21 protein-coding genes are annotated in these 23,120 nt (G+C 71.1%); 4 read left to right on the top strand and 17 right to left on the bottom strand.

Annotated elements, in window-relative coordinates; genetic code table 11:
- Positions 1-138 precede the first annotated feature (138 nt).
- The 14 genes from ABZ930_RS11665 to pgsA form a co-directional block, all read right to left on the bottom strand.
- Positions 139-678 (bottom strand): adenine phosphoribosyltransferase, encoded by a 540-nt coding sequence (locus ABZ930_RS11665; protein ID WP_361545318.1) that lies wholly within the window; start codon positions 676-678, stop codon positions 139-141.
- Positions 679-833: 155 nt separating this feature from the next.
- A complete protein-coding gene (gene secF, locus ABZ930_RS11660; RefSeq protein ID WP_361545315.1) occupies positions 834-1,967 on the bottom strand; it encodes a protein translocase subunit SecF in 1,134 nt (377 codons plus the stop codon).
- 1 nt (position 1,968) lies between these two features.
- Entirely contained in the window at positions 1,969-3,735 is a 1,767-nt protein-coding gene (secD, locus tag ABZ930_RS11655; protein WP_361545367.1) for a protein translocase subunit SecD, read from the bottom strand.
- 142 nt (positions 3,736-3,877) lie between these two features.
- Positions 3,878-4,387 (bottom strand): preprotein translocase subunit YajC, encoded by a 510-nt coding sequence (gene yajC / locus ABZ930_RS11650; protein WP_361545312.1) that lies wholly within the window; start codon positions 4,385-4,387, stop codon positions 3,878-3,880.
- 174 nt (positions 4,388-4,561) lie between these two features.
- Positions 4,562-5,641, bottom strand: a complete 1,080-nt coding sequence (gene ruvB / locus ABZ930_RS11645; protein ID WP_361545309.1) for a Holliday junction branch migration DNA helicase RuvB — start codon at positions 5,639-5,641, stop codon at positions 4,562-4,564.
- Between the two features lie 35 nt (positions 5,642-5,676).
- Entirely contained in the window at positions 5,677-6,288 is a 612-nt protein-coding gene (gene ruvA / locus ABZ930_RS11640; RefSeq protein ID WP_361545306.1) for a Holliday junction branch migration protein RuvA, read from the bottom strand.
- The gene (gene ruvC / locus ABZ930_RS11635) at positions 6,285-6,815 is read right to left on the bottom strand and encodes a crossover junction endodeoxyribonuclease RuvC (protein ID WP_361545303.1); all 531 of its coding nucleotides are present in this window, start codon (positions 6,813-6,815) and stop codon (positions 6,285-6,287) included. Before ruvC ends, ruvA begins: the two co-directional genes overlap by 4 nt.
- Positions 6,816-6,919: 104 nt before the next feature.
- Positions 6,920-7,672 (bottom strand): YebC/PmpR family DNA-binding transcriptional regulator, encoded by a 753-nt coding sequence (locus ABZ930_RS11630; protein ID WP_361545300.1) that lies wholly within the window; start codon positions 7,670-7,672, stop codon positions 6,920-6,922.
- A gap of 74 nt (positions 7,673-7,746) precedes the next feature.
- On the bottom strand, positions 7,747-8,370 hold the full coding sequence (gene pdxT, locus ABZ930_RS11625) for a pyridoxal 5'-phosphate synthase glutaminase subunit PdxT (protein ID WP_361545297.1): 624 nt from the start codon (positions 8,368-8,370) through the stop codon (positions 7,747-7,749).
- Positions 8,370-9,218, bottom strand: coding sequence for a pyridoxal 5'-phosphate synthase lyase subunit PdxS (gene pdxS / locus ABZ930_RS11620; protein WP_361545364.1), 849 nt, complete (start codon positions 9,216-9,218; stop codon positions 8,370-8,372). Before pdxS ends, pdxT begins: the two co-directional genes overlap by 1 nt.
- A 207-nt stretch (positions 9,219-9,425) precedes the next feature.
- Positions 9,426-9,971, bottom strand: coding sequence for a hypothetical protein (locus ABZ930_RS11615; RefSeq protein WP_361545294.1), 546 nt, complete (start codon positions 9,969-9,971; stop codon positions 9,426-9,428).
- 313 nt (positions 9,972-10,284) lie between these two features.
- Positions 10,285-11,448, bottom strand: coding sequence for a glycosyltransferase family 4 protein (locus ABZ930_RS11610; RefSeq protein ID WP_361545291.1), 1,164 nt, complete (start codon positions 11,446-11,448; stop codon positions 10,285-10,287).
- Positions 11,445-12,359 (bottom strand): phosphatidylinositol mannoside acyltransferase, encoded by a 915-nt coding sequence (locus tag ABZ930_RS11605; RefSeq protein ID WP_361545289.1) that lies wholly within the window; start codon positions 12,357-12,359, stop codon positions 11,445-11,447. The genes ABZ930_RS11610 and ABZ930_RS11605 overlap by 4 nt, the downstream gene beginning before the upstream one ends.
- A complete protein-coding gene (pgsA, locus tag ABZ930_RS11600; RefSeq protein WP_361545286.1) occupies positions 12,356-13,018 on the bottom strand; it encodes a phosphatidylinositol phosphate synthase in 663 nt (220 codons plus the stop codon). The genes ABZ930_RS11605 and pgsA overlap by 4 nt, the downstream gene beginning before the upstream one ends.
- 271 nt (positions 13,019-13,289) lie before the next feature.
- Here pgsA and ABZ930_RS11595 point away from each other — a divergent pair, with 271 nt between their 5' ends.
- Both ABZ930_RS11595 and ABZ930_RS11590 read left to right on the top strand, forming a co-directional pair.
- On the top strand, positions 13,290-15,500 hold the full coding sequence (locus ABZ930_RS11595) for an elongation factor G-like protein EF-G2 (protein WP_361545283.1): 2,211 nt from the start codon (positions 13,290-13,292) through the stop codon (positions 15,498-15,500).
- 168 nt (positions 15,501-15,668) lie between these two features.
- Complete coding sequence (locus ABZ930_RS11590; RefSeq protein ID WP_361545280.1) at positions 15,669-17,417, top strand: hypothetical protein; 1,749 nt, start codon at positions 15,669-15,671, stop codon at positions 17,415-17,417.
- Here ABZ930_RS11590 and ABZ930_RS11585 read toward each other — a convergent pair.
- On the bottom strand, positions 17,362-18,117 hold the full coding sequence (locus tag ABZ930_RS11585) for a hypothetical protein (RefSeq protein WP_361545277.1): 756 nt from the start codon (positions 18,115-18,117) through the stop codon (positions 17,362-17,364). The genes ABZ930_RS11590 and ABZ930_RS11585 overlap by 56 nt on opposite strands.
- 49 nt (positions 18,118-18,166) lie before the next feature.
- On the opposite strand from ABZ930_RS11585, the gene ABZ930_RS11580 reads away from it, so the two are divergent.
- Positions 18,167-19,729: a PLP-dependent aminotransferase family protein gene (locus tag ABZ930_RS11580; RefSeq protein ID WP_361545274.1), complete on the top strand. Its 1,563-nt coding sequence runs from the start codon at positions 18,167-18,169 to the stop codon at positions 19,727-19,729.
- Positions 19,730-19,794: 65 nt separating this feature from the next.
- Here the strand turns inward: ABZ930_RS11580 and ABZ930_RS11575 are convergent, their stop codons facing one another.
- Entirely contained in the window at positions 19,795-20,358 is a 564-nt protein-coding gene (locus tag ABZ930_RS11575; protein WP_361545271.1) for an HIT domain-containing protein, read from the bottom strand.
- A gap of 67 nt (positions 20,359-20,425) precedes the next feature.
- On the opposite strand from ABZ930_RS11575, the gene ABZ930_RS11570 reads away from it, so the two are divergent.
- Positions 20,426-21,106: a potassium channel family protein gene (locus ABZ930_RS11570; RefSeq protein WP_361545268.1), complete on the top strand. Its 681-nt coding sequence runs from the start codon at positions 20,426-20,428 to the stop codon at positions 21,104-21,106.
- A 3-nt stretch (positions 21,107-21,109) separates the two neighbouring features.
- Here ABZ930_RS11570 and thrS read toward each other — a convergent pair whose 3' ends face one another.
- Entirely contained in the window at positions 21,110-23,089 is a 1,980-nt protein-coding gene (gene thrS, locus ABZ930_RS11565) for a threonine--tRNA ligase (protein ID WP_361545265.1), read from the bottom strand.
- Between the last annotated feature and the right edge of the window lie 31 nt (positions 23,090-23,120).

Here is a 23,120-nt window from a genome sequence, read left to right as displayed (position 1 = left end):
CAGGTCCCGGAGAGCCCATGGTATCGATCCGGCGCCCACCGAACATATTCGGCCGGTGGTGCAGCCTTGTACTGGAGAAACACCAGAGGCGGGCCCCGGATTCCTCCGGGCCCGCCCCGACGGCTGCGCGCAGCGGTCTCAGACCACCAGCAGGGTGTCGAGCGGGGCGCCCCGCAGCGCGGGCTCCAGGCGCGCGCGGCCGGGCAGGAAGCCCAGTTCCATGAGGACGGCGACGCCCGCGACCGAGGCGCCCGCGCGGCGGATGAGGTGCAGGGCGGCTTCCGCGGTGCCGCCGGTGGCCAGAACGTCGTCGATGACCATGACGCGGTCGTCGGCGCTGAGGTCCTCGGCGTGCACCTCGATCTCGGCGGTCCCGTACTCCAGCGCGTAGGACTGCGAGAGCGTCGCTCCGGGCAGCTTGCCCGCCTTGCGTACGGGGACGAAGCCGAGACCTGCGCGGATGGCGACCGGGGCGCCGAGGATGAAGCCGCGCGCCTCCAGGCCGACGACCTTGGTGGCGCCGTGCCGGACGCAGAGCTCGGCGAGCGCGTCGGTGAGGGCGGTGAACGCCGACGGGTCCGCGAGGAGCGGGGTGATGTCCTTGAAGAGGACGCCGGGCTCCGGGTAGTCCTGCACATCGCGGATGCGGCTGAGGAGCAGCTCCTTGATGTCGGTCATGTCTGCACCTCAGCGAGTCGTCGATGGAGTTGGCCGCGCCCGTTTTCGGTGGGTCCGCGCGGTCGTCAACCCTAGCAGTGGTCCCTGTCCGGAAATGACGCGGGCGCCAGGAGCGTCGCAGCTCCTGGCGCCCGTGCGCGTACCTGACCGGGAGGTCAGCGGCGCTTGCCCGAGGGGCGGCCGCGGCCTCGGTTGCGGGCCGGCTGGTTGCGCGGACCCGCACCGGCGGGGGCGGTGTCCTCCGGCTCGTCCTGTGCCAGCGGGTCCTCGGCCTGGTGGCCGACGACGGAGCCGGCCGGCTCCGCCTCCGCCTTGGCCGCGGCGGCGGCCCGCTTGGCGAGCACCCGCTTCTTGAGGGCCTTCATCTTCGGGTCGCGCTCCTTGAGGTCGGCGACCAGCGGAGTGGCGATGAAGATCGAGGAGTACGCACCGGCGGCGAGGCCGACGAAGAGCGACAGCGAGATGTCGTTCAGCATGCCGGCGCCGAGGAAGCCGCCGCCGATGAACAGCAGGCCCGCCACCGGCAGGAGCGCCACGACCGTGGTGTTGATCGAGCGGACCAGGGTGGAGTTGATCGAGCGGTTCGCGATGTCGCTGTAGGTCCAGCGGGTCTGCTTCTCGATGCCCTTCGTCTGCTCCTTGAGGGAGTCGAAGACGACGACCGTGTCGTAGAGCGAGTAACCGAGGATCGTGAGCAGACCGATCACCGTGCCGGGTGTGACCTCGAAGCCCACCAGGGCGTAGATCCCGACAGTGATGGTGATGTCGTGGATCAGCGCGATGAGGGCGGCGATGGCCATCCGCCACTCGAAGGCGATCGCCAGATAGATCACGACGAGGACCATGAAGATCGCCAGGCCCTGCCAGGCCTTGTTGGCGATGGTCTCGCCCCAGCTCGGGCCCACCAGGTCGGCGTTGATCTTGTCGGAGGGGATGCCCAGGTCCTTGGACAGCTCCTCCTTGATCTGGTCGGACTTGTCGGTGTCGATGCCCGCGATCTGGATGCGCAGGCCGCCGGTGCCCAGCTTCTGCACGACCGCGTCGTGGCCGCCGGCGGCCGCCTCCGCGTCCTTCTCCGCCTGCGAGGCGGAGACCGAGGTCTTGGGCGTCGTGAAGACGGCGCCGCCCTCGAACTCGATGCCCATGTTGAGCCCGCGCACCGTCAGGCCGAGGATGGCCGTGATGGTGATCAGGATCGAGACGCCGTACCAGATCTTGCGCTTGCCGATGAAGTCGTAGCCGACCTCACCGCGATACAGCTTGGCGCCGAGATTGCCGAGCTTCGACATCTCACGCCTCCTTCGGGTCGACGGGACCGGCGGAACGACGGGTGCGGCGCAGCGGCGGCTGGACCCCGAGGCGCTTCGGGTCGAGGCCGGACCACTTGTGGCCGGTGAAGAAACTCCCGCGCGCCAGGATCGTCATCAGGGGCTTCGTGAAGAGGAAGACCACGACGACGTCGAGCAGGGTGGTCAGGCCGAGCGTGAACGCGAAGCCCTGCACCTTGCCTACGGTCACGACGTAGAGCACCGCGGCGGCGAGGAACGAGACGAAGTCGGAGACGAGGATCGTGCGGCGGGCGCGCGGCCAGGCGCGCTCGACGGCGGGCCGCACGGACCGGCCCTCTCTGATCTCGTCCCGGATCCGTTCGAAGAACACGATGAACGAGTCCGCGGTGATACCGATGGCAACGATCGCACCACACACCGCGGGCAGGTTCAGCGCGAACCCGATGGCCGGGCCGAGGAGCGTCATCAGCGTGTACGTGAGGATTCCGGAGACCAGCAGCGAGGCCAGGGCCACCATCGCCAGGCCGCGGTAGTAGACCACCAGGTAGATGACGACCAGGGCGAGGCCGATGGCACCGGCGATGAGACCGGCGTGCAGCTGCTCGCCGCCGAGGGCGGCGGTCACCGAGGTGACGCTCTGCTCGTGGAAGGTGAGCGGCAGGGCGCCGTAGGACAGCACGTTGGCCAGGTCCGTGGCGGACTGCTGGTTGAAGCTGCCGGAGATCTCGGCGTTGGAGCTGAGCACGGAGCTGACGCTGGGCGCCGAGACCACGTCACCGTCGAGGACGATGGCGAACTGGTTCATCGGCTGCTGCTGGTCCTTCAGCTTGGCCGTCGTCGCCGCGAACTTCTTCGAGCCGGAGCCCGTGAACTCCATGTTGACGACCCACTGGCCGCTCTGCTGGTTGATACCGGCCGAGGCCTTCTTGACGTCCTTGCCGTTCACCTCGGACGGGCCGAGCACGTACTTCGCCCACTGGCCCGACGAGTCCTTGCCACAGGCGACGACGGTGTCGGTCGGCTTGGCGCCCTCGTTGACCTTCGTCCGGGCCGCCGAGTCGGTGCAGTCGAGGTCGGTGAACTTCTTCTGCAGCGCGGCCGTGGCCGGGTCGGCGGAGGCGCTCGCGGACGGCGTGGAGGAGGCCTTGGCCTCGTCGCTCGCGGACGAGCTCGGCGTCGCGTCGGCCTTGAGGGCGTCGGTGACGGCGCGGCCCTGCGAGGTGGCGGTGGCGGACGGCGTCGCGGAGGACGACGAGTCGGTGGCCTTGTCGCCGGAGCCCGCGCTCGCCTTGTCCGTGGGCTTGCCGCTGGAGGAGGCGCTCGGGGACGGGCTCGACGAGGGGTCTGCCGTCGGGGAGCCGGCGGCCATCGTCAGGACCGGGCGGAAGTAGAGCTGAGCGGTCGTGCCGACCTGCTCGCGCGCCTGCTTCTCGTTCGTACCCCGGGGGATGTTGACGATGATGTTGTCGTTGCCCTGCGTCTGGACCTCGGCCTCGGAGACACCCAAGCCGTTGACACGGCGGTTGATGATGTCCGCCGCCGTGTTCATGTTGGTCTTGTTGATCGCGTTCTTGGGCTGGCCCGGCTCGGTCTTGGCCTGCAGGGTGATGCTGGTGCCGCCCGCGAGGTCGATGCCGAGGCGGGGGGTGAACGTGCCGGAGATGAACATCCCGCCGACGAGCGCGACCATGACGATCACGATCAGGCTCAGAGCACGGCCCGGCTTGCTCTGGGCACCTGCCCCTCGGCTCTTTTTAGGTGTGGCCACCTTCTCGTACTCCCTCTCCATCCGTCCGGCATCGGGGATGCGTGCCCGGACGGCCATGAAATGGTCGAGAATCCGCGCGCGTCACGCACGAACCGGAACCACGGGGGACGCAAGCGGTACGTCCCCCCGGCTCCGGTCGTGACTACTTCGCGTCGGACTCGCCGTCGGTCTTCTTCGCCTCGGCACCGGTCTCGGGGGCCGCGTCGGCCTTGGGGGCCTCGGCGGTCTCGTCGGCCGTGTCGACAGCGTCGGCTTCGTTCTTCTTGCCGAGGTCGATGCGCGAGTCGTCGGCGGCGGTCTCGTCGGTCTCGGTGAGAGAGGACGCGTCGTCCGGCACGACGGCGTCGTCGGTCAGCTCGTCGTCGGCGTCGGGGCCGTGGACGATGCGGTTGTACTCGTCGTCGGTCAGGACGGCGCCGATCGCGTTCTTCGCGAACATGAGGTGGACGCCGGGGCCCGCGTCGAGGAGGACCGTGTCCTCGTTGACCTCCTTGACCGTGGCGTACATGCCGCCGATCGTGCGGACGCCGGAACCGGGCTGCATGTCATTGCGCATATTCGCGGCCTGCTGCTGCTTCTTCTTTGCAGACCGGGTCATCAGGAACATGGCCCCGATGAGCACGATGAACGGGAGGAGGGTCACGAGACTCACGGGTGGGACTTCCTTCATACGACCGCATGAGATGCGCGGCCTTGTCGGGGGTGTGGTGTCGGCCGTCGGCCCTGATTCACAAGGACGACGTCGGCGGAGTCTAAGCGAGTCCGCCATCTGGGAACAACGCTCAGCGTGGCACCGGGGTTCCAGCCTCGGCGAGGATGCGCGCCGTCACGCCCCGAACAGGTCCGCTTGTCCGCTTGCACCGGGTTTCCCCTGGGGCGCGGTGAGTCCCAGGTGCGCCCAGGCCGCGGGAGTGGCGACCCGGCCGCGCGGGGTGCGCGCGAGCAGACCTTCCCGGACGAGGAAGGGCTCCGCGACCTCCTCCACGGTCTCCCGCTCCTCCCCCACCGCCACGGCGAGGGTCGACAGTCCCACGGGACCGCCGCCGAACAGCTTGAGCAGGGCCTCCAGGACGGCCCGGTCGAGCCGGTCGAGGCCGCGGCCGTCCACCTCGTAGACCTTGAGGGCGGCGGCGGCGACGTCCCGGTCGATGTGGCCGTCGGCCTTGACCTGGGCGTAGTCGCGGACGCGGCGCAGCAGGCGGTTGGCGATGCGCGGGGTGCCGCGGGAGCGTCCCGCGATCTCGGCCGCGCCCGCCGGGTCGATCTCCACGTCGAGGAGTCCGGAGGAGCGGTGGATGACCCGCTCCAGCTCGGCCGGCTCGTAGAACTCCATGTGCGCGGTGAAGCCGAAGCGGTCGCGCAGCGGCGGGGGCAGCAGGCCCGCGCGCGTGGTGGCGCCGACCAGCGTGAACGGCGGCAGTTCGAGCGGGATGGCGGTGGCGCCGGGGCCCTTGCCGACGATGACGTCGACGCGGAAGTCCTCCATCGCCATGTACAGCATCTCCTCGGCGGGCCGGGACATCCGGTGGATCTCGTCGAGGAAGAGGACCTCGCCCTCCTGGAGAGAGGAGAGGATCGCGGCCAGGTCGCCGGCGTGCTGGATCGCGGGGCCCGAGGTGATCCGGATCGGGGCGGCCATCTCCGCCGCGATGATCATGGAGAGGGTGGTCTTGCCGAGGCCGGGGGCGCCGGAGAGCAGGACGTGGTCGGCGGTGGCGCCACGCGCGCGGGCGGCGCGAAGCACCAGGTCGAGCTGTTCCCTGACCTTCTCCTGGCCGATGAACTCGTCCAGGTCCTTGGGGCGCAGGGCCGCCTCGACGGCCTGGTCCTCACCGTCGGCGGACGCACCGACGAGCCGGTCGGCAGCCTGCGGGGCGGCTTCGTCGGTCGTCTCGTCCCAGTTCATGTGGTGTGCCTCGCGTTACGGGTGGTCTACGGGGATCAGCGGGTGCGGTTGAGCGTCTGAAGGGCCGCCTTCAGGAGCTGGCCGACCTGCGGGGTGCCCTCCGCCGCCTCGGCCTGCGGGGTGACGGCGGCGACCGCCTCGTCGGCCTCACGGGTCGCGTAGCCGAGGCCGATCAGGGCGGCGTGCAGCTGGTCGCGCCAGCCGCTGGTGACGGCGGCGCCGATCGCCGGGCCGCCGGTGCCCAGCGGCTCGCCGAGGCGGTCCTTGTACTCGAGGAGGAGCTTCTGGGCGCCCTTCTTGCCGATGCCGGGGACGGCGGTGAGGGCCTTCTCGTCGCCGGTGGCGACGGCGCGGCGCAGGGCGTCGGGGCTGTGCACGGCGAGCATGGCCTGCGCCAGGCGCGGGCCGACGCCGCTCGCGGTCTGCAGCAGTTCGAAGGTCTGCTTCTCGTCGTCGTCCGCGAAGCCGTAGAGCGTCAGCGAGTCCTCGCGCACGACGAGCGAGGTGGCGAGCTTGGTCTGCTGGCCGACCCGGAGCGTCGACAGGGTGTTCGGCGTGCACTGGAGGGCCATGCCGATGCCTCCGACCTCCACGACCGCGGCGTCCGGGGCGAGTGCGGCGACGGGGCCGCTGACGAAGGCGATCATGCGGTTCGGCCTTTCGATGCGTGCAGCGCTACGGCTTGCTGCAGTCGGTTCTGCGCGGGGGCGCGCCAGATGTGGCAGATGGCGAGGGCCAGGGCGTCGGCGGCGTCGGCCGGCTTGGGCGGCGCGTCGAGCCGGAGCAGCCGGGTCACCATGGCGCCGACCTGCGCCTTGTCGGCGCGGCCGCTGCCGGTGACGGCGGCCTTGACCTCGCTGGGCGTGTGCAGGGCGACGGGGATGCCGCGGCGCGAGGCGCACAGCATGGCGACGGCGCTCGCCTGGGCGGTGCCCATCACCGTACTGACGTTGTGCTGGCTGAACACCCGCTCCACGGCGAGGACTTCGGGCTCGTACTTGTCGAGCCACTGCTCGATGCCCTGCTCGATGCCGACGAGGCGGTGGCCCAGGTCGGCGTCGGGCGGGGTCCGTACGACGCCGACGCCGCGCATGGTGAGCGGCCGGCCCGCGACCCCCTCGACCACGCCGACACCGCACCGGGTCAGCCCCGGGTCCACGCCCAGTACGCGCACGCCTCGCCCCCACTTCGATCGCCTGTTTGTGCAGGCTATCGGGTGCCACTGACAAAGCGGCGGGCCGACGGGGTGTGTCCCGTCGGCCCGCCGCTGGTGTCACGTCAGGCGTCGACCTTCTCCATGACCTCGTCGGAGACGTCGAAGTTGGCGAAGACGTTCTGCACGTCGTCGCTGTCCTCCAGCGCGTCGATCAGCTTGAAGATCTTGCGGGCGCCGTCCTCGTCCAGCTCGACCTGCATGGTCGGGACGAAGTTGGCGTCGGCCGAGTCGTAGTCGATGCCGGCGTCGACCAGCGCGGTGCGGACCGCGACCAGGTCGGTGGCCTCGGAGAGGACCTCGAAGGCCTCGCCCAGGTCGTTGACCTCTTCGGCGCCCGCGTCGAGCACGGCGCCCAGGACGTCGTCCTCGCTCAGCTCGCCCTTGGGGACGACCACGACGCCCTTGCGGTTGAACAGGTACGACACGGAGCCCGGGTCCGCCATGTTGCCGCCGTTGCGGGTCATGGCGACGCGCACGTCGGAGGCGGCGCGGTTGCGGTTGTCGGTGAGGCACTCGATGAGCACCGCGACACCGTTCGGTCCGTAGCCCTCGTACATGATCGTCTCGTAGTCGGCGCCGCCGGCCTCGAGGCCGCCGCCGCGCTTGACCGCGGAGTCGATGTTCTTGTTCGGGACCGACTGCTTCTTCGCCTTCTGGATGGCGTCGTAGAGCGTCGGGTTGCCCTCGATGTCGGTGCCGCCCATGCGCGCCGCGACTTCGATGTTCTTGATCAGCTTCGCGAAGAGCTTGCCGCGCTTGGCGTCGATCACGGCCTTCTTGTGCTTCGTCGTAGCCCATTTAGAGTGGCCGGACATCTGCCTGTCTCCTTCGCGTAACCAACCTCATGAACGAACTCCCCGGGCAGCAGCGCGGGGGGACCCCGCAGATCCTACAAGGATCCCGCCGCGTCGTTCTCACGGACCATGTCCACGAACAGGGCGTGGAGCCGGTGGTCGCCCGTCAGCTCCGGATGGAAGGACGTCGCGAGGGCGTTGCCCTGGCGGACGGCGACGATGTGCCCGTCGTGCTCGGCGAGGACCTCCACCTCCGCGCCCACGGACTCGACCCAGGGGGCGCGGATGAAGACGCCCTCCACAGGATCCCCCTCGACGCCGCGCACGTCGACCGCCGCCTCGAAGGACTCGTTCTGCCGTCCGAAGGCGTTGCGGCGCACGATCATGTCGATGCCGCCGACGGTCTCCTGGCCCGAGCGCGGGTCGAGGATCTTGTCGGCGAGCAGGATCAGGCCCGCACAGGTGCCGTAGACGGGCATCCCCGCGCGCACCCGCGCGCGCAGCGGCTCCATCAGGCCGAAGAGGTGGGCCAGCTTGGAGATGGTGGTGGACTCGCCGCCGGGGATCACCAGGCCGTCGACCTCGGCCAGCTCCTCGGGGCGCCGCACCTCCCTGGCCACGGCGTCGGCCGTGGCCAGGGCGATGAGGTGTTCCCGTACGTCGCCCTGGAGCGCGAGGACGCCGACGACGGGCGTGGCATCGCTGCCGGGAGAGGTCATCACCAGCCCCGGTTCGCGTAGCGCTCGGCCTCAGGGAGGGTGTCGCAGTTGATGCCGACCATGGCCTCGCCGAGGTTGCGGGAGGCGTCCGCGACGATCTTCGGGTCGTCGAAGAAGGTGGTCGCCTTCACGATGGCGGCGGCGCGCTTGGCCGGGTCGCCCGACTTGAAGATGCCGGAGCCGACGAAGACGCCCTCGGCGCCGAGCTGGCGCATCAGGGCGGCGTCGGCCGGGGTCGCGACACCGCCGGCGGAGAAGAGGACCACCGGCAGCTTGCCCAGCTCGGAGACCTCCTTGACCAGCTCGTAGGGGGCGCGCAGGTCCTTGGCGGCGGCGTACAGCTCGTTGTTGTCGAAGCCGCGCAGCCGGGCGATCTCGTTCTTGATCTGGCGCAGGTGACGGACGGCCTCGACGACGTTGCCGGTGCCGGCCTCGCCCTTGGAGCGGATCATGGCCGCGCCCTCGGCGATGCGGCGCAGGGCCTCGCCGAGGTTGGTGGCGCCACAGACGAACGGGGTCGTGAAGGCGAACTTGTCGCTGTGGTTGACCTCGTCGGCCGGGGTGAGGACCTCGGACTCGTCGATGTAGTCGACGCCGAGCGACTGCAGGACCTGGGCCTCGACGAAGTGGCCGATGCGGGACTTGGCCATGACCGGGATCGAGACGGCCTCGATGATGCCCTCGATCATGTCCGGGTCGGACATCCGGGCCACGCCGCCGTCCTTGCGGATGTCGGCCGGGACCCGCTCGAGGGCCATGACGGCGACGGCGCCCGCGTCCTCGGCGATCTTCGCCTGCTCGGGGGTGACGACGTCCATGATGACGCCGCCCTTGAGCTGCTCGGCCATACCGCGCTTGACGCGGGCGGTGCCGGTGGCGGTGGACTCGTGGGACTGGGTGCTGACGGACACGGGTGACCTCACTCGGTGAACTCTGTGAAGAGGGCTTGTTGCTGCACCGAGGAAACCCCTGCGGACCAGGCCACTACAAGGGCCAATGAGAAGCCGGTGGCTCCTTCTGCCTGCGATCGGCAGGCCGGTCGTGCGGCGGGCGGGTCAGGCGGTGGCGCGGTCGGCGAGGGCCACCGGAGGCTCGTCGTCCATCTCGAACGCCATCGGGAACGGCGCGTGGCCCGCGAGCCGGAACCAGCGGACTGTGCGGTGGCGGCGCAGGGCGCGGGCCGCGCGGACGGCGTCGTTGTGGAAGCGGCGGGCCATGGGGACCCGGCGCACGGCCTGGGCCAGCTCCTCGGCGGCCTCCTCGCCACCGGGGGCCTCCCGGACCGCCTCGACCTGGTCGGGCTCGTTGAAGACCGCCCTGAGCGCCTGGCTGAGTTCGCTCTCGGCGACCTCGCGCTGTTCCTCCTCGGCCTGCCGGGCCGCGTGCGCCGCCTCGTACAGCACGATGGAGGCGGCCGGGTCGAGCACGCCGGACGTGGCCAGTTCCTGGGCGACCGAGGCGCGGCGCAGGAGTTGGGCGTCGAGGGCGGCGCGGGCCGCGTCGATACGGGCGTGCAGGCGGTCCAGGCGGCCCGCGGTCCAGCTCAGATAGAGCCCGATCGCGAAGAGGGCTACGGCGATCCAGATCAGGGTGGCGGTCACGGGCGGAAAGGCTACCGTCGGCGCGGGGCGTCACCGTGCGGGCGGCTCTGCGCGGGGTGCTGTTCGGTTCGGGCTTGCGTGCGGCGGTGGGTCGTCGGGTGCGGCTCTCGTCGTGGCTGTTCGCGCAGTTCCCCGCGCCCCTGAGAACGAGCTCCGCTCGCCGTCAGGGGCGTCCACCGTGCGCCGACGGGCGCCACCCTCGTCGCGGCTCCCCGCGCCCCGAGAACAAGCTCCGCCCGCCACCAGGCGCCGCCCTCGTTCGCGGCTCCCGGCACCCCCGAGAACAGGCTCCGCCCGCCACCAGGCGGGGTCGTCAGTCGCGGGCCAGGCCGAAGCGGGACCTGAAGCGGCCCATTCGTTCGTCCTCCGCGACCGCCGCCGCGCCCTGGGTCACCGTCTCGTACACGGACAGGATGTCGGCGCCGACCGTCGACCAGTCGAAGCGGCGTACGTGCTTGCTGCCGCGTTCGCGCAGTTCGGTGCGGCGCTGGGGGTCGCCGAGCAGTTTGAGGGCCGCTCCGGCCAGTGTGTCGGCGTCCTCGTTGGCGAAGAGTTCGCCGGCCGCGCCCTGGTCGAGGACCTGGGCGAAGGCGTCCAGGTCGGAGGCGAGCACGGGAGCGCCCGCCGACATCGCCTCGACCAGGATGATGCCGAAGGACTCGCCGCCGGTGTTCGGGGCGACGTACACGTCGACGCTGGCGAGCAGCCGCGCCTTGTCCTCGTCGCTGACCATGCCGAGGAACTCGACGCGCTCGCGCATCTCCGCGGGGAGCGAGGCGACGGCCTCCTCCTCGTCGCCGCGGCCCGCGACCAGCAGCCGTGTCTGCGGGCGTTCGGCAAGGATCTTCGGCAGCGCCTTCATGAGGACGGGCAGGCCCTTGCGGGGCTCGTCGATCCGCCCGATGAAGCCGAGGGTGTCGCCCTGCCACTCCGGCTTCGGCTCGGCCCGCGCGAAGAAGTCGACGTCGACGCCGTTGGGGATGACGACCGCGTCGCCGCCGAGGTGTTCGACGAGAGTGCGGCGGGCGTACTCGCTCACGGCGATGCGCGCGCTGATCTTCTCCAGCGCGGGCTGCAGGATCGGGTACGCCGCGATCATCGCGCGCGAGCGGGGATTGGACGTGTGGAAGGTGGCGACGATCGGACCCTGCGCCGCCCAGCAGGCGAGCAGCCCGAGGGACGGCGACGCCGGCTCGTGGATGTGGATCACGTCGAAGGTGCCGTCGTGCAGCCAGCGGCGTACCCGCGCGGCGCTCAGGAACCCGAAGTTGAGGCGCGCGACCGACCCGTTGTACGGGACGGGCACCGCGCGGCCGGCCGAGACGACGTACGGCGGCAGGGGGGTCTCGTCGTCCGCGGGGGCGAGGACGGAGACCTCGTGTCCCAGGGCGATGAGGTGCTCCGCCAGATCGCGGATGTGGAACTGGACGCCGCCCGGCACGTCCCAGGAGTACGGGCAGACGATTCCGATCCTCACGCCGGCCGCTCCTCGAAGTCGGTCAGATCCGCCAGCCACAAGCGCTGCAGCATGTGCCAGTCCTCCGGATGGTCGGCGATCCCCGTGGCGAAGGCATCGGCCAGCGCCTGCGTCATGACAGACGTCTTCTCGGCGCGGGTGCCTGTCTCCGGCACGTCGATGGGCGGGTGGACGCGGCCGCGCATGACCGCCGAATCGTCGTACCAGAGGGTGACCGGCAGCAGCAGCGCGCCGGTCTGCTGGGCGAGCATGGCCGGGCCGGCCGGCATCCGGGTCTGCTCGCCGAAGAACTTCACCTCGACGCCCGACGAGGACAGGTCCCGGTCGGCGACCAGGCAGACGAGGCCGCCCGCCCGCAGCCGGCGCGCCAGCGTGCCGAAGGCGGCGCCGCCGGTGTGCGGAAGCACCTCCATGCCGAGGCCCTCGCGGTAGGCGACGAACCGGTCGTAGAGGGTCTCCGGCTTGAGCCGCTCGGCGACCGTCGTGAAAGGGGTCTCCAGCTTCGTGGTGACCCAGGCGCCCGCGAGGTCGTAGTTGCCCATGTGGGGCAGGGCGAGGACGACGCCCTTGCCGGCGGCGAGGCCGTCGACGAGGTGGTGGACGTCCTGGGGCGCGAAGCCGTTCCTGATGCGGTCCTTGCTCCAGGTGGGGAGCCGGAAGGACTCCATCCAGTAGCGCAGGTACGAACGCATGCCGGCCTTGGACAGCCGTGCCAGGTGCTCGGGGCTCGCGTCGGGCACCACGCGCGCGAGGTTGGCCTCCAGGCGGAGCACGCCCTTGCCGCGCTTCTTCCAGACGGCGTCCGCGATGGTCCGGCCCAGGCGGCCGGCGACCGGTTCGGGCAGCTTCTTGACCCCGGCCCAGCCGAGCCCGTACAACGCGTCGGTGATCCGTTCCTGCGCGCCGCTCACGAGGCGGTCTCCTCCTGGGCCGACGCGGCCGCCTCGGCCTCGGCGGACTCGCGGCGCACCGTCACCACGCGCTGGATCAGCGTGACGAGGCTGCCGACCGCGACGATCCACAGCGCGACGGGCAGCAGGTACTGAATGCCGGGCACGCCGAACTTGTGCAGACCCGCGAAGCCCGCGGCCACGAGCGTGATGACGAGCCGCTCGGCGCGCTCGACCAGACCGTTCACGGCGACCGGCAGGCCGATCGATTCTCCACGAGCCTTCGTGTAGGAGACGACCTGGCCGCTGGCGAGGCAGAAGATGGACACCGCGCACAGCGTGATGTCGTCGCCGCCGGCCGCGTACCAGAGCGCGAGACCGCCGAAGATGGCGCTGTCGGCGACCCGGTCGAGCGTGGAGTCCAGGAAGGCGCCCCAGCGGCTGGAGCGGCCGAGCTGGCGCGCCATGTTGCCGTCCACGAGGTCCGAGAAGACGAACAACGTGATGACGACCGTGCCCCAGAAGAATTCCCCGCGCGGGAAGAAGACCAGCGCTCCCGCCATCACTCCGGCCGTGCCGAGGAGTGTGACCGTGTCGGGGCTCACCCCGCGACGGATGAGAAACGCGGCGAACGGTGTGAGGACACGCGTGAAGAATGCACGCGCGTACTTGTTCAGCATGGCCTTCCCGAGGGTCGGTGCCGCGCGACCCCTCTGGCCACCGGCTGGCCCATCGTAGCCACGCGCGCCCGGATAAGGCCGCCGGGCCACCACGCGCGCGTGCGATCTCGTACGACGTATGGACGCACCGTGACCGGAGTGGAAAGCTCGAAGGCACCGCGGGCGTCGCCGAAGCCGCCTCCCAACACGCGGATTCGCGTGTCCGCCTGCCGTGACCACGGCCCCGACGAGGGCCACCTCACCGTGGATATGAACCGGGAGGCAAGGACACATGGGCGACAAGGCGAACGGACATCCCGGAGCCGCCGGCAGGGCGACGACGGCCGACCATCCCGCGTCCGTACGGAATGTGGTGCTGGTCGGCCACAGCGGATCGGGCAAGACGACCCTGGTGGAGGCGCTCGCACTGACCGCGGGCGCGGTGAACAGGGCGGGCCGGGTCGAGGACGGCACGTGCGTCTCCGACTACGACGAGATCGAGCACCGCCAGCAGCGCTCGGTCCAGCTCTCCCTCGTCCCGGTGGAATGGGGCGGCTTCAAGATCAATCTTCTGGACACCCCCGGCTACGCGGATTTCGTCGGGGAGCTCAGGGCAGGTCTGCGGGCCGCGGACGCGGCCCTTTTCGTCGTCTCGGCGGCGGACGGGCCCGAGACCATGGCCGGGGCCACCCGGATGGTGTGGGACGAGTGCGCGGCGGTCGGCATGCCGCGGGCCATCGTGGTGACCCACCTGGAGGCGGCGCGGGCCGGCTTCGAAGACGTGACCCGTGCCTGCGCCGAGTCCTTCGGCGGCGACGACCCCGACGCCGTGCTGCCCCTGTACCTGCCGCTGCACGGCGCGCCGGGCGCCGACGGGCGCGCGTCGGTGACGGGGCTGATGGGGCTGCTCTCCCGGCGGCTGTACGACTACGCGTCGGGCGAGCGCAAGGAGTCCGAGCCCGACGCCGGGCAGCTGCCGCGGATCGAGGAGGCCCGCAACCGGCTCATCGAGGGGATCATCGCGGAGAGCGAGGACGAGACCCTGATGGACCGCTATCTGGGCGGCGAGGACGTCGACGTGAAGACGCTCGTCGAGGACCTGGAGCGGGCCGTGGCGCGCGGCGTCTTCCACCCGGTCCTCGCCGCGGCCCCGGCCGCCGAGGGCGGACGGCAGGGCATCGGGACGGTCGAACTCCTGGAGCTGGTCACGGGTGGTTTCCCGAGTCCGCTGGAGCGGGCGGCGCCGCCCGTGGCGACGCCCGGCGGCGCGGCCCGCGCGATCCCGTCCTGCGATCCGGACGGCCCGCTCGTGGCGGAGGTCGTGAAGACCGCCTCCGACCCCTATGTCGGCCGGGTCTCTCTCGTCCGGGTCTTCTCCGGCACCCTGCGCCCGGACGAGACGGTGCACGTCTCGGGGCACGGGCTCGCCGACCGCGGCCACGAGGATCACGATCTGGACGAGCGGATCGGGGCGCTGTCGGCGCCGTTCGGCAAACAGCAGCGGACCCTCACGCACTGCATCGCGGGCGATCTCGCCTGCGTGGCGAAGCTGAACCGCGCGGAGACCGGCGACACCCTCTCCGCGAAGGACGACCCGCTGCTGATGACGCCGTGGGACATGCCGGACCCGCTGCTGCCGCTGGCGATCCAGGCGCACAGCAAGGCCGACGAGGACAAGCTGTCGCAGGGCCTGTCGCGGCTGGTCGCGGAGGACCCGACGATGCGGCTCGAACAGAACCAGGACACCCATCAGGTGGTGCTGTGGTGTCTGGGCGAGGCGCACGCGGACGTCGCGCTGGAGCGGCTGCGCAGCCGCTACGGCGTCCAGGTCGACGTCGTCGCGCACAAGGTCTCCCTGCGCGAGACGTTCGCGGGCCGGTCGGCGGGGCGCGGCCGCCATGTGAAGCAGTCCGGCGGGCACGGGCAGTACGCGATCTGCGAGATCGAGGTGGAACCGCTGCCCGGCGGCTCGGGCATCCAGTTCGTGGACAAGGTCGTCGGCGGGGCCGTGCCGCGGCAGTTCATCCCGTCCGTGGAGAAGGGGGTGCGGGCGCAGGCCACGAAGGGGGTCGCCGCCGGGTATCCGCTGATCGACGTGCGCGTGACACTGCTCGACGGCAAGGCGCACTCGGTGGACTCCTCGGACGCGGCGTTCCAGACGGCGGGGGCGCTCGCGCTGCGGGAGGCCGCCGCCGACACCCGGATCCATCTCCTGGAGCCGGTGGCCGAGGTCCAGGTCCTGGTCGGCGACGACTACGTGGGGGCCGTGATGAGCGACCTGTCCGGGCGGCGCGGCCGCGTCGTCGGCACCGAACAGGCCCCGGGCGGCCGCACTCTCGTCCGGGCCGAGGTGCCGGAGATCGAGATCGGCCGGTACGCGGTCGACCTGCGCTCCCTGTCGCACGGCACGGCCCGCTTCAGCCGCCGGTACGCCCGGCACGAGCCGATGCCCCCGCAGATCGGCGACCGGATCCGCGAACAGGCCGGCGACACGGCTCCCTAGCCGGGGAACGGCCGGCCCCCGCGACCGCCGACATCCCGCTTGGAGGGACGGATGTCGGCGGGGGCCGTTACGCTGGTCGACGATCAACATCATCAAGCCGATGAACCGATCAACAGGTGTGCGGGGCAGGGAAGTCGGGAAGAGCCGCAGCAGCGACGACATGCGGCGATGGGGGCGGCAGTGGCGGACGACGCATTCGATTTCAGGCCCGGGGCCCAGGTCCCGCTGCAGGGTTCCGCGGGACAGACCGCGGCGACGTTCGCCATCGCCTCGGCGGCGTACCGCGACGACCCGGCGGTCAAGATCGAGGAAGCCAACAACGACTGGCACAAATCCGAGATGAAGAGCGGCAAGTCGTCGCTGTTCGCGCCCAATCTCGGCGAGGCGTTCTCACGCGCGGTGCAGCTGCGGATGCTGGGCGGCGGCCGCAAGCCCCTGATCCAGTCCTTCGGCACCGAGCCCCAGGTCGTCGTCGAGCACTGTCTCGCGGCGAACAACATCCGGCGGCAGCGCGACCGTCTGCTCACGCTCATCACCGTGGTCTTCGGTTTTCTGTTCCTGCCCGGATTCCTGCTGTGGCTGGCCGCGTTCCAGATCCGCCAGCGCAACCAGGCGGCGGTGGCGCTGGCCGAGAAGGAGGTCAAGGAGGCCGCGGGCAAGGGCGCGGGGGCGCAGCGCGAGGCGAAGAAGCACGAGCGCGCGGCGCACGGCCGGGCGGCGATCGCCACGACGATCATGGCCATCGTCGGCGTCGGCATCGTGATCCTGCTGATCAAGCTGCCGTTCGGCGGTTTCTGGGCCTGGTACCTGCGGGCGTGCTTCGTCGCTCCCGTGATCGGCGCGTTCTGGGCGCGGCGGGTCTGCGAGCGGACCGCGCAGGATCTGCGCGACCGGTGGGACGGGCTGCTCTCCGGCGGCGGCATCGGCGCGAAGATCCCGGAGGCGGTGCCCGGCAGCCCCGGCGAGACCGCGGCCGAGCAGCTGCGCCAGAGCCTGGCCAAGCTGACCGCGGAGCAGCAGTCGAACACGGTCTTCTACGCGGGCCCCAAGGGCATCCTGGGCATGGGCACCCGCTGGGGCAGCTGGCAGCTCGCCGAGGACCTGGTCTCGCGCGAGCCCGGCAAGGAGATCCACCCGTTCCGCAGCTGGGACGTCATCCGGGTGATCCACGACCAGCTGCGGATGCTGGAGCGGGGCCCGCTGCACACGGGCGGCTTCCCGACCCCGTCGATCAAGCACTGGATCGTCACCCCGGTCGGGGAGAACGCGAAGGCGGTGGCCCGCCCCACGGGCGAGGACGTCGAGGCGTTCCAGATCAAGCAGCACGAGATACAGCGGATCTGCAACGAGCAGCAGTTCGGCAGCGGCGACCGGCACTACCTGGGTGTCCAGTTCACGCTCTGGGACGGCCAGTTGGTGATCACGATGCTGATCACGGTGACGGTGCTGCACGAGACGCTGCGCATCGAGGTGACCGGGCACGCGCTGGGCCCGGTGCACTCCCTGTTCACGTCGAAGCCCGAGGGCAAGACGAAGACGGTCGCCAAGTCCATACGGTTCTGGGAGACGACGGACAAGTCGCTCCCGCTGATCGAGGCCGACGACGCCGTCCGGATCGCCGTCCGCGCCCCCTTCTCCTACTACCCGCCGCTCCTCGACTACCTGGGCGGCAGCCTGGTCCTGCCCGAGCCGTTCGGACTGCGGCACGCCTGGGCCGACCAGCCCTGGCGGCACCGCTTCATGGCGGACGACGCGCTGCGCACCGCGACCCCGGTGCTGCGGGTGGTGCACGCCGCGGCCCTCAAGGTCCTCGATGAGCACGGCGTGGACACCGAGAAGTTCGGCAACCGCTCCGGCGTGCTCAGCGGCCTGGTCCAGGACCCGTCTCCGCGCAAGGCCGACGTGTACGACGCGTAGCGGCGGCGGCGCGGTCAGGACCCTGGTCGCGCCGCTCGCGGTACGTGAACCGGGGCATCCAGTACTGCGCCACCGGCCCCACCGCCACCGCGTAGAGCACCGTGCCGACGCCCACTCCCCCGCCGAGCAGCCAGCCGGTGGCGAGGACCACGATCTCGATGGCGGTGCGGACGGCACGCACGCTGCGTCCCGTCAGGGCGGTGAGGCCGGTCATCAGGCCGTCGCGCGGACCGGGCCCGCAGCGGGCGCCGACGTAGACGGCGATCGAGAGCCCGTTGAGGAGGATCCCGGCCGCGAGCAGTGCGGCGCGGACCGGGAGCGCGGGCCCCGGGGGCAGCAGCCACAGTCCCAGGTCGCAGGACCAGCCCACGGTGAGGATGTTCGCGAAGGTGCCCAGAGTGGGCCGCTGGCGCAGCGGGATCCACAGCAGCAGGACGGCCACGCCGATCAGGTTGGTGAGCGTGCCGAAGCTGAGCGGGACGTGGCGGGCGAGCCCTTCGTTGAGGACGCTCCACGGCGCGAGGCCGAGGCCCGAGCGGATCATGAGCGCGACGCTGAACCCGTACAGGAACAGGCCGGCGACGAGCTGCGGCAGCCGGCGGGCGGGCCGTTCGCGCAGCGGGAGGTACGACAGGGACATCAGCTCTCCGGAGACGGGGCACGTGCCGCGGAAGGGCGGCTTCAGGGCCAATGCCGTCACTCTGTAGATTGATTGGCCCGACATGCAGGGCCAATCGCAGGAGAATGGTGTGGTTTCCGGTTCCGAGGACGCCTCCGGGCACGCCGAAGCCGCCGGTCCCGGCGCCCGGACACCCCGGACCGTCGGGGCCCGCCGGCTCGCCGCGCTGCTGCCCGACCCGGCGCAGGCCAGGCCCGCCTACCGTCATCTGGCGCACGCCATCGGCGAGTTGATCCTCGACGGGCGGCTCGCGCTGCATGTGCGGCTGCCCGCCGAGCGGGAACTGGCGACGGCGCTCGGCACCAGCCGGACCACGGTCACGGCCCTGTACGACCTGCTGCGCGAGAGCGGGTACGCGCACAGCCGGCAGGGCTCCGGCACCTGGACCGCGCTGCCCGCGGGCCATGCCGCGAAGGGCGTCAGCCGGCTGCTGCGCCCCGAGGACACCGCGATCGACCTGGCCAGGGCCGCCGCCGCGCTGCCCGGGCAGATCCTCGCCGACACCCTCACCGAGATCGCCCCGCGGGCGGCCGGGCACGCGGGCACCCTGGGCTACCACCCGTACGGGCTGCCGGAGTTGCGGGCGGTGATCGCCGACCGGTTCACGGCGCGCGGTCTGGCCACGACGCCCGAGCAGATCCTGGTCACCTCGGGCGCCCAGCACGGTCTGTCGCTCGCTCTGGCCCTGCTGGCGAGGGCCGGGGACCGGGTCATGGTCGAGAACCCGTCCTACCCGAACGCCCTGGAGGCGCTGCGCCGCGGCGGGCTGCGCACGGTGTCGGTCCCCGTGACGGAAGGACCCACCGGCGAAGGCGAAGGCGACGACACCGACGGCACCGACGGCACCGACGGCACCGACGGCTGGGACGTCGAGATCGTCGAGTCGACGCTGCGCCGCTCCGTGCCGCGGCTCGGCTATCTGATCCCGGACTTCCACAACCCCACGGGCCGGCTGATGCCGCCCGCCGCGCGGGCCCGGGTGCTGGCGGCCGCGCACCGCTCCGGGACCTGGCTGATCGTCGACGAGACCCTGGCGGAGCTGGCGCTCGACGCACCGGCTCCGGCGCCGTTCGCGGCGCACGGCACGGCCGAGGCTGCGGGCAAGGTCGTCACGACCGGGTCCCTGAGCAAGACGCACTGGGCGGGTCTGCGGATCGGCTGGCTGCGCGCCCCCGCCCGTCTGGTGACGGAGCTGGCGGCGCAGCGCGTGGCGACCGACATGGGCGGTTCGGTCGTGGACCAGCTCCTGGCGCTCGCCCTGCTGACCAGGACGGACGATCTGCTGCCCGGCCATCTCGACCGTCTGCGCGAGAACCGTGCCGCGCTCACCGGGGCGCTGCGCCGGTACACGCCCGGGTGGTCGTGGCGCATCCCGTCCGGCGGCCTCTCGCTCTGGGTCGACCTGGGCGCGCCGGTCTCCTCGGCGCTGGCCGAACGGGCGCTCGCGCACGGGGTGCGGATCGAGGGCGGCGGCTACTTCGGTACGGATCCGGGCCTGTTCGAGAACCGGCTGCGCATCCCGTTCACCCTGCCGCCGGACACGCTCTCCGAGGCGGTGCAGCGGCTGGCCCGCGCGCTGGCCGAGGAGCCCGGCCCGGCCGCTTCGGCGCACCGGCCGCACTGGATCGCGTAGGGCACGGGAACGGGCGGACCCGGGTCACCCCGGATCCGCCGTCAGGCACGGAAACGACGGATGTGTCAGGCGGTCGGCCACGCCTTGGCGAGCGCGGTCCGGGTGTCGGCGAGCATCTGCGGCAGCACCTTGGTGTGGCCGACGACCGGCATGAAGTTTGTGTCGCCGCCCCAGCGCGGGACGACGTGCTGGTGCAGGTGCGCGGCGATGCCGGCGCCGGCGACCGCGCCCTGGTTCATGCCGATGTTGAATCCGTGCGCCCCGGAGGCGGCCCGCAGCGCGGTCATCGCGTGCTTGGTGAAGACGGCCAGCTCGGCGGTCTCCGCGTCGTCGAGGTCGGTGTAGTCGGCGACGTGCCGGTAGGGCAGCACCATCATGTGCCCGCCGTTGTACGGGTACAGGTTGAGGATCGCGAAGACGTGCTCGCCGCGCGCCACGATCAGCGCGTCCTCGTCGGTCTTGCCGGGAGCGGCGCAGAAGGGACAGCCGTCGTCGGCTCCGGGGCCCGTCGGTTTGCCCTCGCCCTGGATGTAGGCGATGCGGTGCGGGGTCCACAGACGCCCGAATCCGTCCGGTTCACCCACTGGACCGACCTGCTGCTCCGGCTCACTCGTCATGAAGTGCAGCATATGGCGTGACCTCGGGACAGCGTGTCGCCGGGTGGGATACCGGGTGGCCGCACGCGATGCTGTGCGGATGACGGACAGCCCTCTCGCCCGCTGGGAGCGGTACAACGGCGCCGTGCTCGCCGTGGCCTCCCTGCTCTACCTCGCCAGTTACGCGGTCAGGGTCCTGGTGCACGACCTGCCCGCCACCGTACGGAATCTGTGCCTCGCCGTGACGCTCGCGTCCTGGGCCGTCTTCGCCGTCGACTACGGGGTGCGCCGGCGGCTCAGCGGGCAGCGCTGGCCGCGCTTCGTGCGCAAGCACTGGCTGGACACGGTGGTGCTGGTGCTGCCGCTGCTGCGTCCCGTGCAGATCGTGCAGACCTACGAGACGGTGCAGGCCCACCACGACAGGCCGCGGCTGGGGCTGCACGCGCGAGTGATCGCGTACGCGGGTGTGTCGGTGACCCTGCTCGGCTTCGCGGGCTCGCTCGCCCTGTACCAGCAGGAGCGCACGGCGCCCGGCGCGGACATCCTCACGTACGGCGACGCGGTGTGGTTCACCTGCACGACGCTGTCGACCGTGGGCTACGGCGATCTGGCGCCGGTGACCCCGCTCGGGCGGCTCATCGCGGTGGGCGTGATGGCCTGCGGTCTGGCGCTGCTGGGCGCGGTCACCGGCACGTTCTCGTCGTGGCTGCTGCAGGTCTTCGCGCGGGAAGGGGAGAGGCCCCCGGGGAACTCCCCGGGGGCCTCCGACGGCAAGGACTGAGGATCAGACCTGCGCCCGCTCCTCGACGACCTTCGCGATCTTCGCGATGGCCTCGTCGACCGGGATGCCGTTCTCCTGCGAGCCGTCGCGGTAGCGGAAGGACACCGAACCGGCGTTCATGTCCTCGTCGCCCGCGATGACCATGAAGGGCACCTTGGCCTTCTGCTGGTTGCGGATCTTCTTCTGCATGCGGTCCGAGGAGGCGTCGACCTCGACGCGCAGACCCTGGGCACGGGCCTTCTCCGCGAACTCCTGGAGGTACTCCACGTGCCCGTCGCCGATCGGGATGCCGACGGCCTGGACCGGGGCCAGCCACGCCGGGAACGCGCCCGCGTAGTGCTCCAGGAGCACGCCGAAGAACCGCTCGATCGAACCGAACAGGGCGCGGTGCAGCATGACGGGCTGCTGGCGCGAGCCGTCCGCCGCGGTGTACTCCAGGCCGAAGCGCTTGGGCTGGTTGAAGTCCACCTGGAGGGTCGACATCTGCCAGGACCGGCCGATGGCGTCCTTGACCTGCACCGAGATCTTCGGGCCGTAGTACGCGGCGCCGCCCGGGTCGGCGACCAGCGGAAGGCCCTGCTTCTCGGCGGCCTCGCGCAGCGCCTCGGTGGCCTCCGCCCAGTCCTCGTCCGAGCCGATGAACTTGTCGGAGTCGTCGCGGGTGGACAGCTCCAGCTCGAAGTCGGTCAGGCCGTAGTCGCGCAGCAGGTCGAGGACGAAGGTGAGCAGCTTGTCGAGCTCCTCGCCCATCTGCTCCTTGGTGCAGTAGATGTGCGAGTCGTCCTGGGTGAAGCCGCGCGAGCGGGTCAGGCCGTGCACGACGCCGGACTTCTCGTAGCGGTACACGGTGCCGAACTCGAAGAGCCGCAGCGGCAGTTCGCGGTAGGAACGGCCGCGGGACTTGAAGATCAGGTTGTGCATCGGGCAGTTCATCGCCTTGAGGCGGTAGTTCTGCTCGTCGAACTCGATCGCCGGGAACATGCCCTCCGCGTAGTGCGGCAGGTGGCCCGAGGTGTGGAAGAGGCCTTCCTTGGAGATGTGCGGGGTGTTCACGAACTCGTAGCCGGAGACCTCGTGACGGCGCCGCGAGTAGTCCTCCATGACCTTGCGGATCACGCCGCCCTTGGGGTGGAAGACCGCAAGGCCCGGGCCCAGCTCCTCCGGGAAGGAGAACAGGTCCAGCTCGGCGCCCAGCTTGCGGTGGTCGCGCTTCTCGGCCTCGGCGAGGAAGTCGAGGTAGCCCTTGAGCTCGTCCTTGGTCGGCCACGCGGTGCCGTAGATGCGCTGGAGCTGCGGGTTCTTCTCGCTGCCGCGCCAGTAGGCGGCGGCCGAGCGCATCAGCTTGAACGCGGGGATGACCCGGGTCGACGGCAGGTGCGGGCCGCGGCAGAGGTCCTTCCAGCACAGGTCGCCGGTCTTGGCGTCGAGGTTGTCGTAGATGGTCAGCTCGCCGCCGCCCACCTCGGCGTCCGCGCCGTCGGCGGCCTGCGCCGCGTTGCCCTTCAGGCCGATGAGCTCCAGCTTGTACGGCTCGTCGGCCAGCTCGACGCGGGCGGCCTCGTCGGTGGTGACCCGGCGGGAGAACTTCTGGCCCCGCTTCTGGATCTCCTGCATCTTCTTCTCGACGCGCTTGAGGTCCTCGGGGGTGAACGGCTCCTTGACGTCGAAGTCGTAGTAGAAGCCGTCCTTGATGGGCGGGCCGATGCCCAGCTTGGCGTCCGGGAACAGCTCCTGGACGGCCTGCGCCATGACGTGGGCGGTGGAGTGCCGCAGGATGTCGAGACCGTCCTCGGAGGAGATCTCGACCGGCTCGACCTCCTCGCCGTCCTGCACGGCGTACGCCAGGTCCTTGAGCTCGCCGCCGACACGGGCCGCGACGATGCTGCGCTCCCCGGCGAAGAGCTCGGCGGCCGTAGTGCCCGGCGTCACCACGCGCTCTTCCCGCTCGGAATCGCGTTGGATGATCACACGGACGTCAGACACCGGTCTTCTCCTACCTGAAGATGGAACGCCG

It is taken from the genome of Streptomyces sp. NPDC046716 (genome assembly GCF_040645755.1).
Lineage (GTDB): Bacteria > Actinomycetota > Actinomycetes > Streptomycetales > Streptomycetaceae > Streptomyces.
The sequence above is the reverse complement of the archived record's forward strand: the minus strand, read 5'-3'. Positions and strand labels throughout refer to the sequence as shown.

What these genes read in the sequence shown, in the direction of transcription:
- ruvB (WP_361545309.1), bottom strand. Translation starts at nt 5,641, where the DNA reads ATGAACTGGGACGAGACGACCGACGAAGCCGCCCCGCAGGCTGCCGAC.
- pdxS (WP_361545364.1), bottom strand. Translation starts at nt 9,218, where the DNA reads ATGGCCGAGCAGCTCAAGGGCGGCGTCATCATGGACGTCGTCACCCCC.
- ABZ930_RS11595 (WP_361545283.1), top strand. Translation starts at nt 13,290, where the DNA reads ATGGGCGACAAGGCGAACGGACATCCCGGAGCCGCCGGCAGGGCGACG.
- ruvA (WP_361545306.1), bottom strand. Translation starts at nt 6,288, where the DNA reads ATGATCGCCTTCGTCAGCGGCCCCGTCGCCGCACTCGCCCCGGACGCC.
- pgsA (WP_361545286.1), bottom strand. Translation starts at nt 13,018, where the DNA reads ATGCTGAACAAGTACGCGCGTGCATTCTTCACGCGTGTCCTCACACCG.
- ABZ930_RS11630 (WP_361545300.1), bottom strand. Translation starts at nt 7,672, where the DNA reads ATGTCCGGCCACTCTAAATGGGCTACGACGAAGCACAAGAAGGCCGTG.
- ABZ930_RS11590 (WP_361545280.1), top strand. Translation starts at nt 15,669, where the DNA reads ATGGGGGCGGCAGTGGCGGACGACGCATTCGATTTCAGGCCCGGGGCC.
- pdxT (WP_361545297.1), bottom strand. Translation starts at nt 8,370, where the DNA reads ATGACCTCTCCCGGCAGCGATGCCACGCCCGTCGTCGGCGTCCTCGCG.
- ABZ930_RS11570 (WP_361545268.1), top strand. Translation starts at nt 20,426, where the DNA reads ATGACGGACAGCCCTCTCGCCCGCTGGGAGCGGTACAACGGCGCCGTG.
- ABZ930_RS11575 (WP_361545271.1), bottom strand. Translation starts at nt 20,358, where the DNA reads ATGCTGCACTTCATGACGAGTGAGCCGGAGCAGCAGGTCGGTCCAGTG.
- secF (WP_361545315.1), bottom strand. Translation starts at nt 1,967, where the DNA reads ATGTCGAAGCTCGGCAATCTCGGCGCCAAGCTGTATCGCGGTGAGGTC.
- ABZ930_RS11665 (WP_361545318.1), bottom strand. Translation starts at nt 678, where the DNA reads ATGACCGACATCAAGGAGCTGCTCCTCAGCCGCATCCGCGATGTGCAG.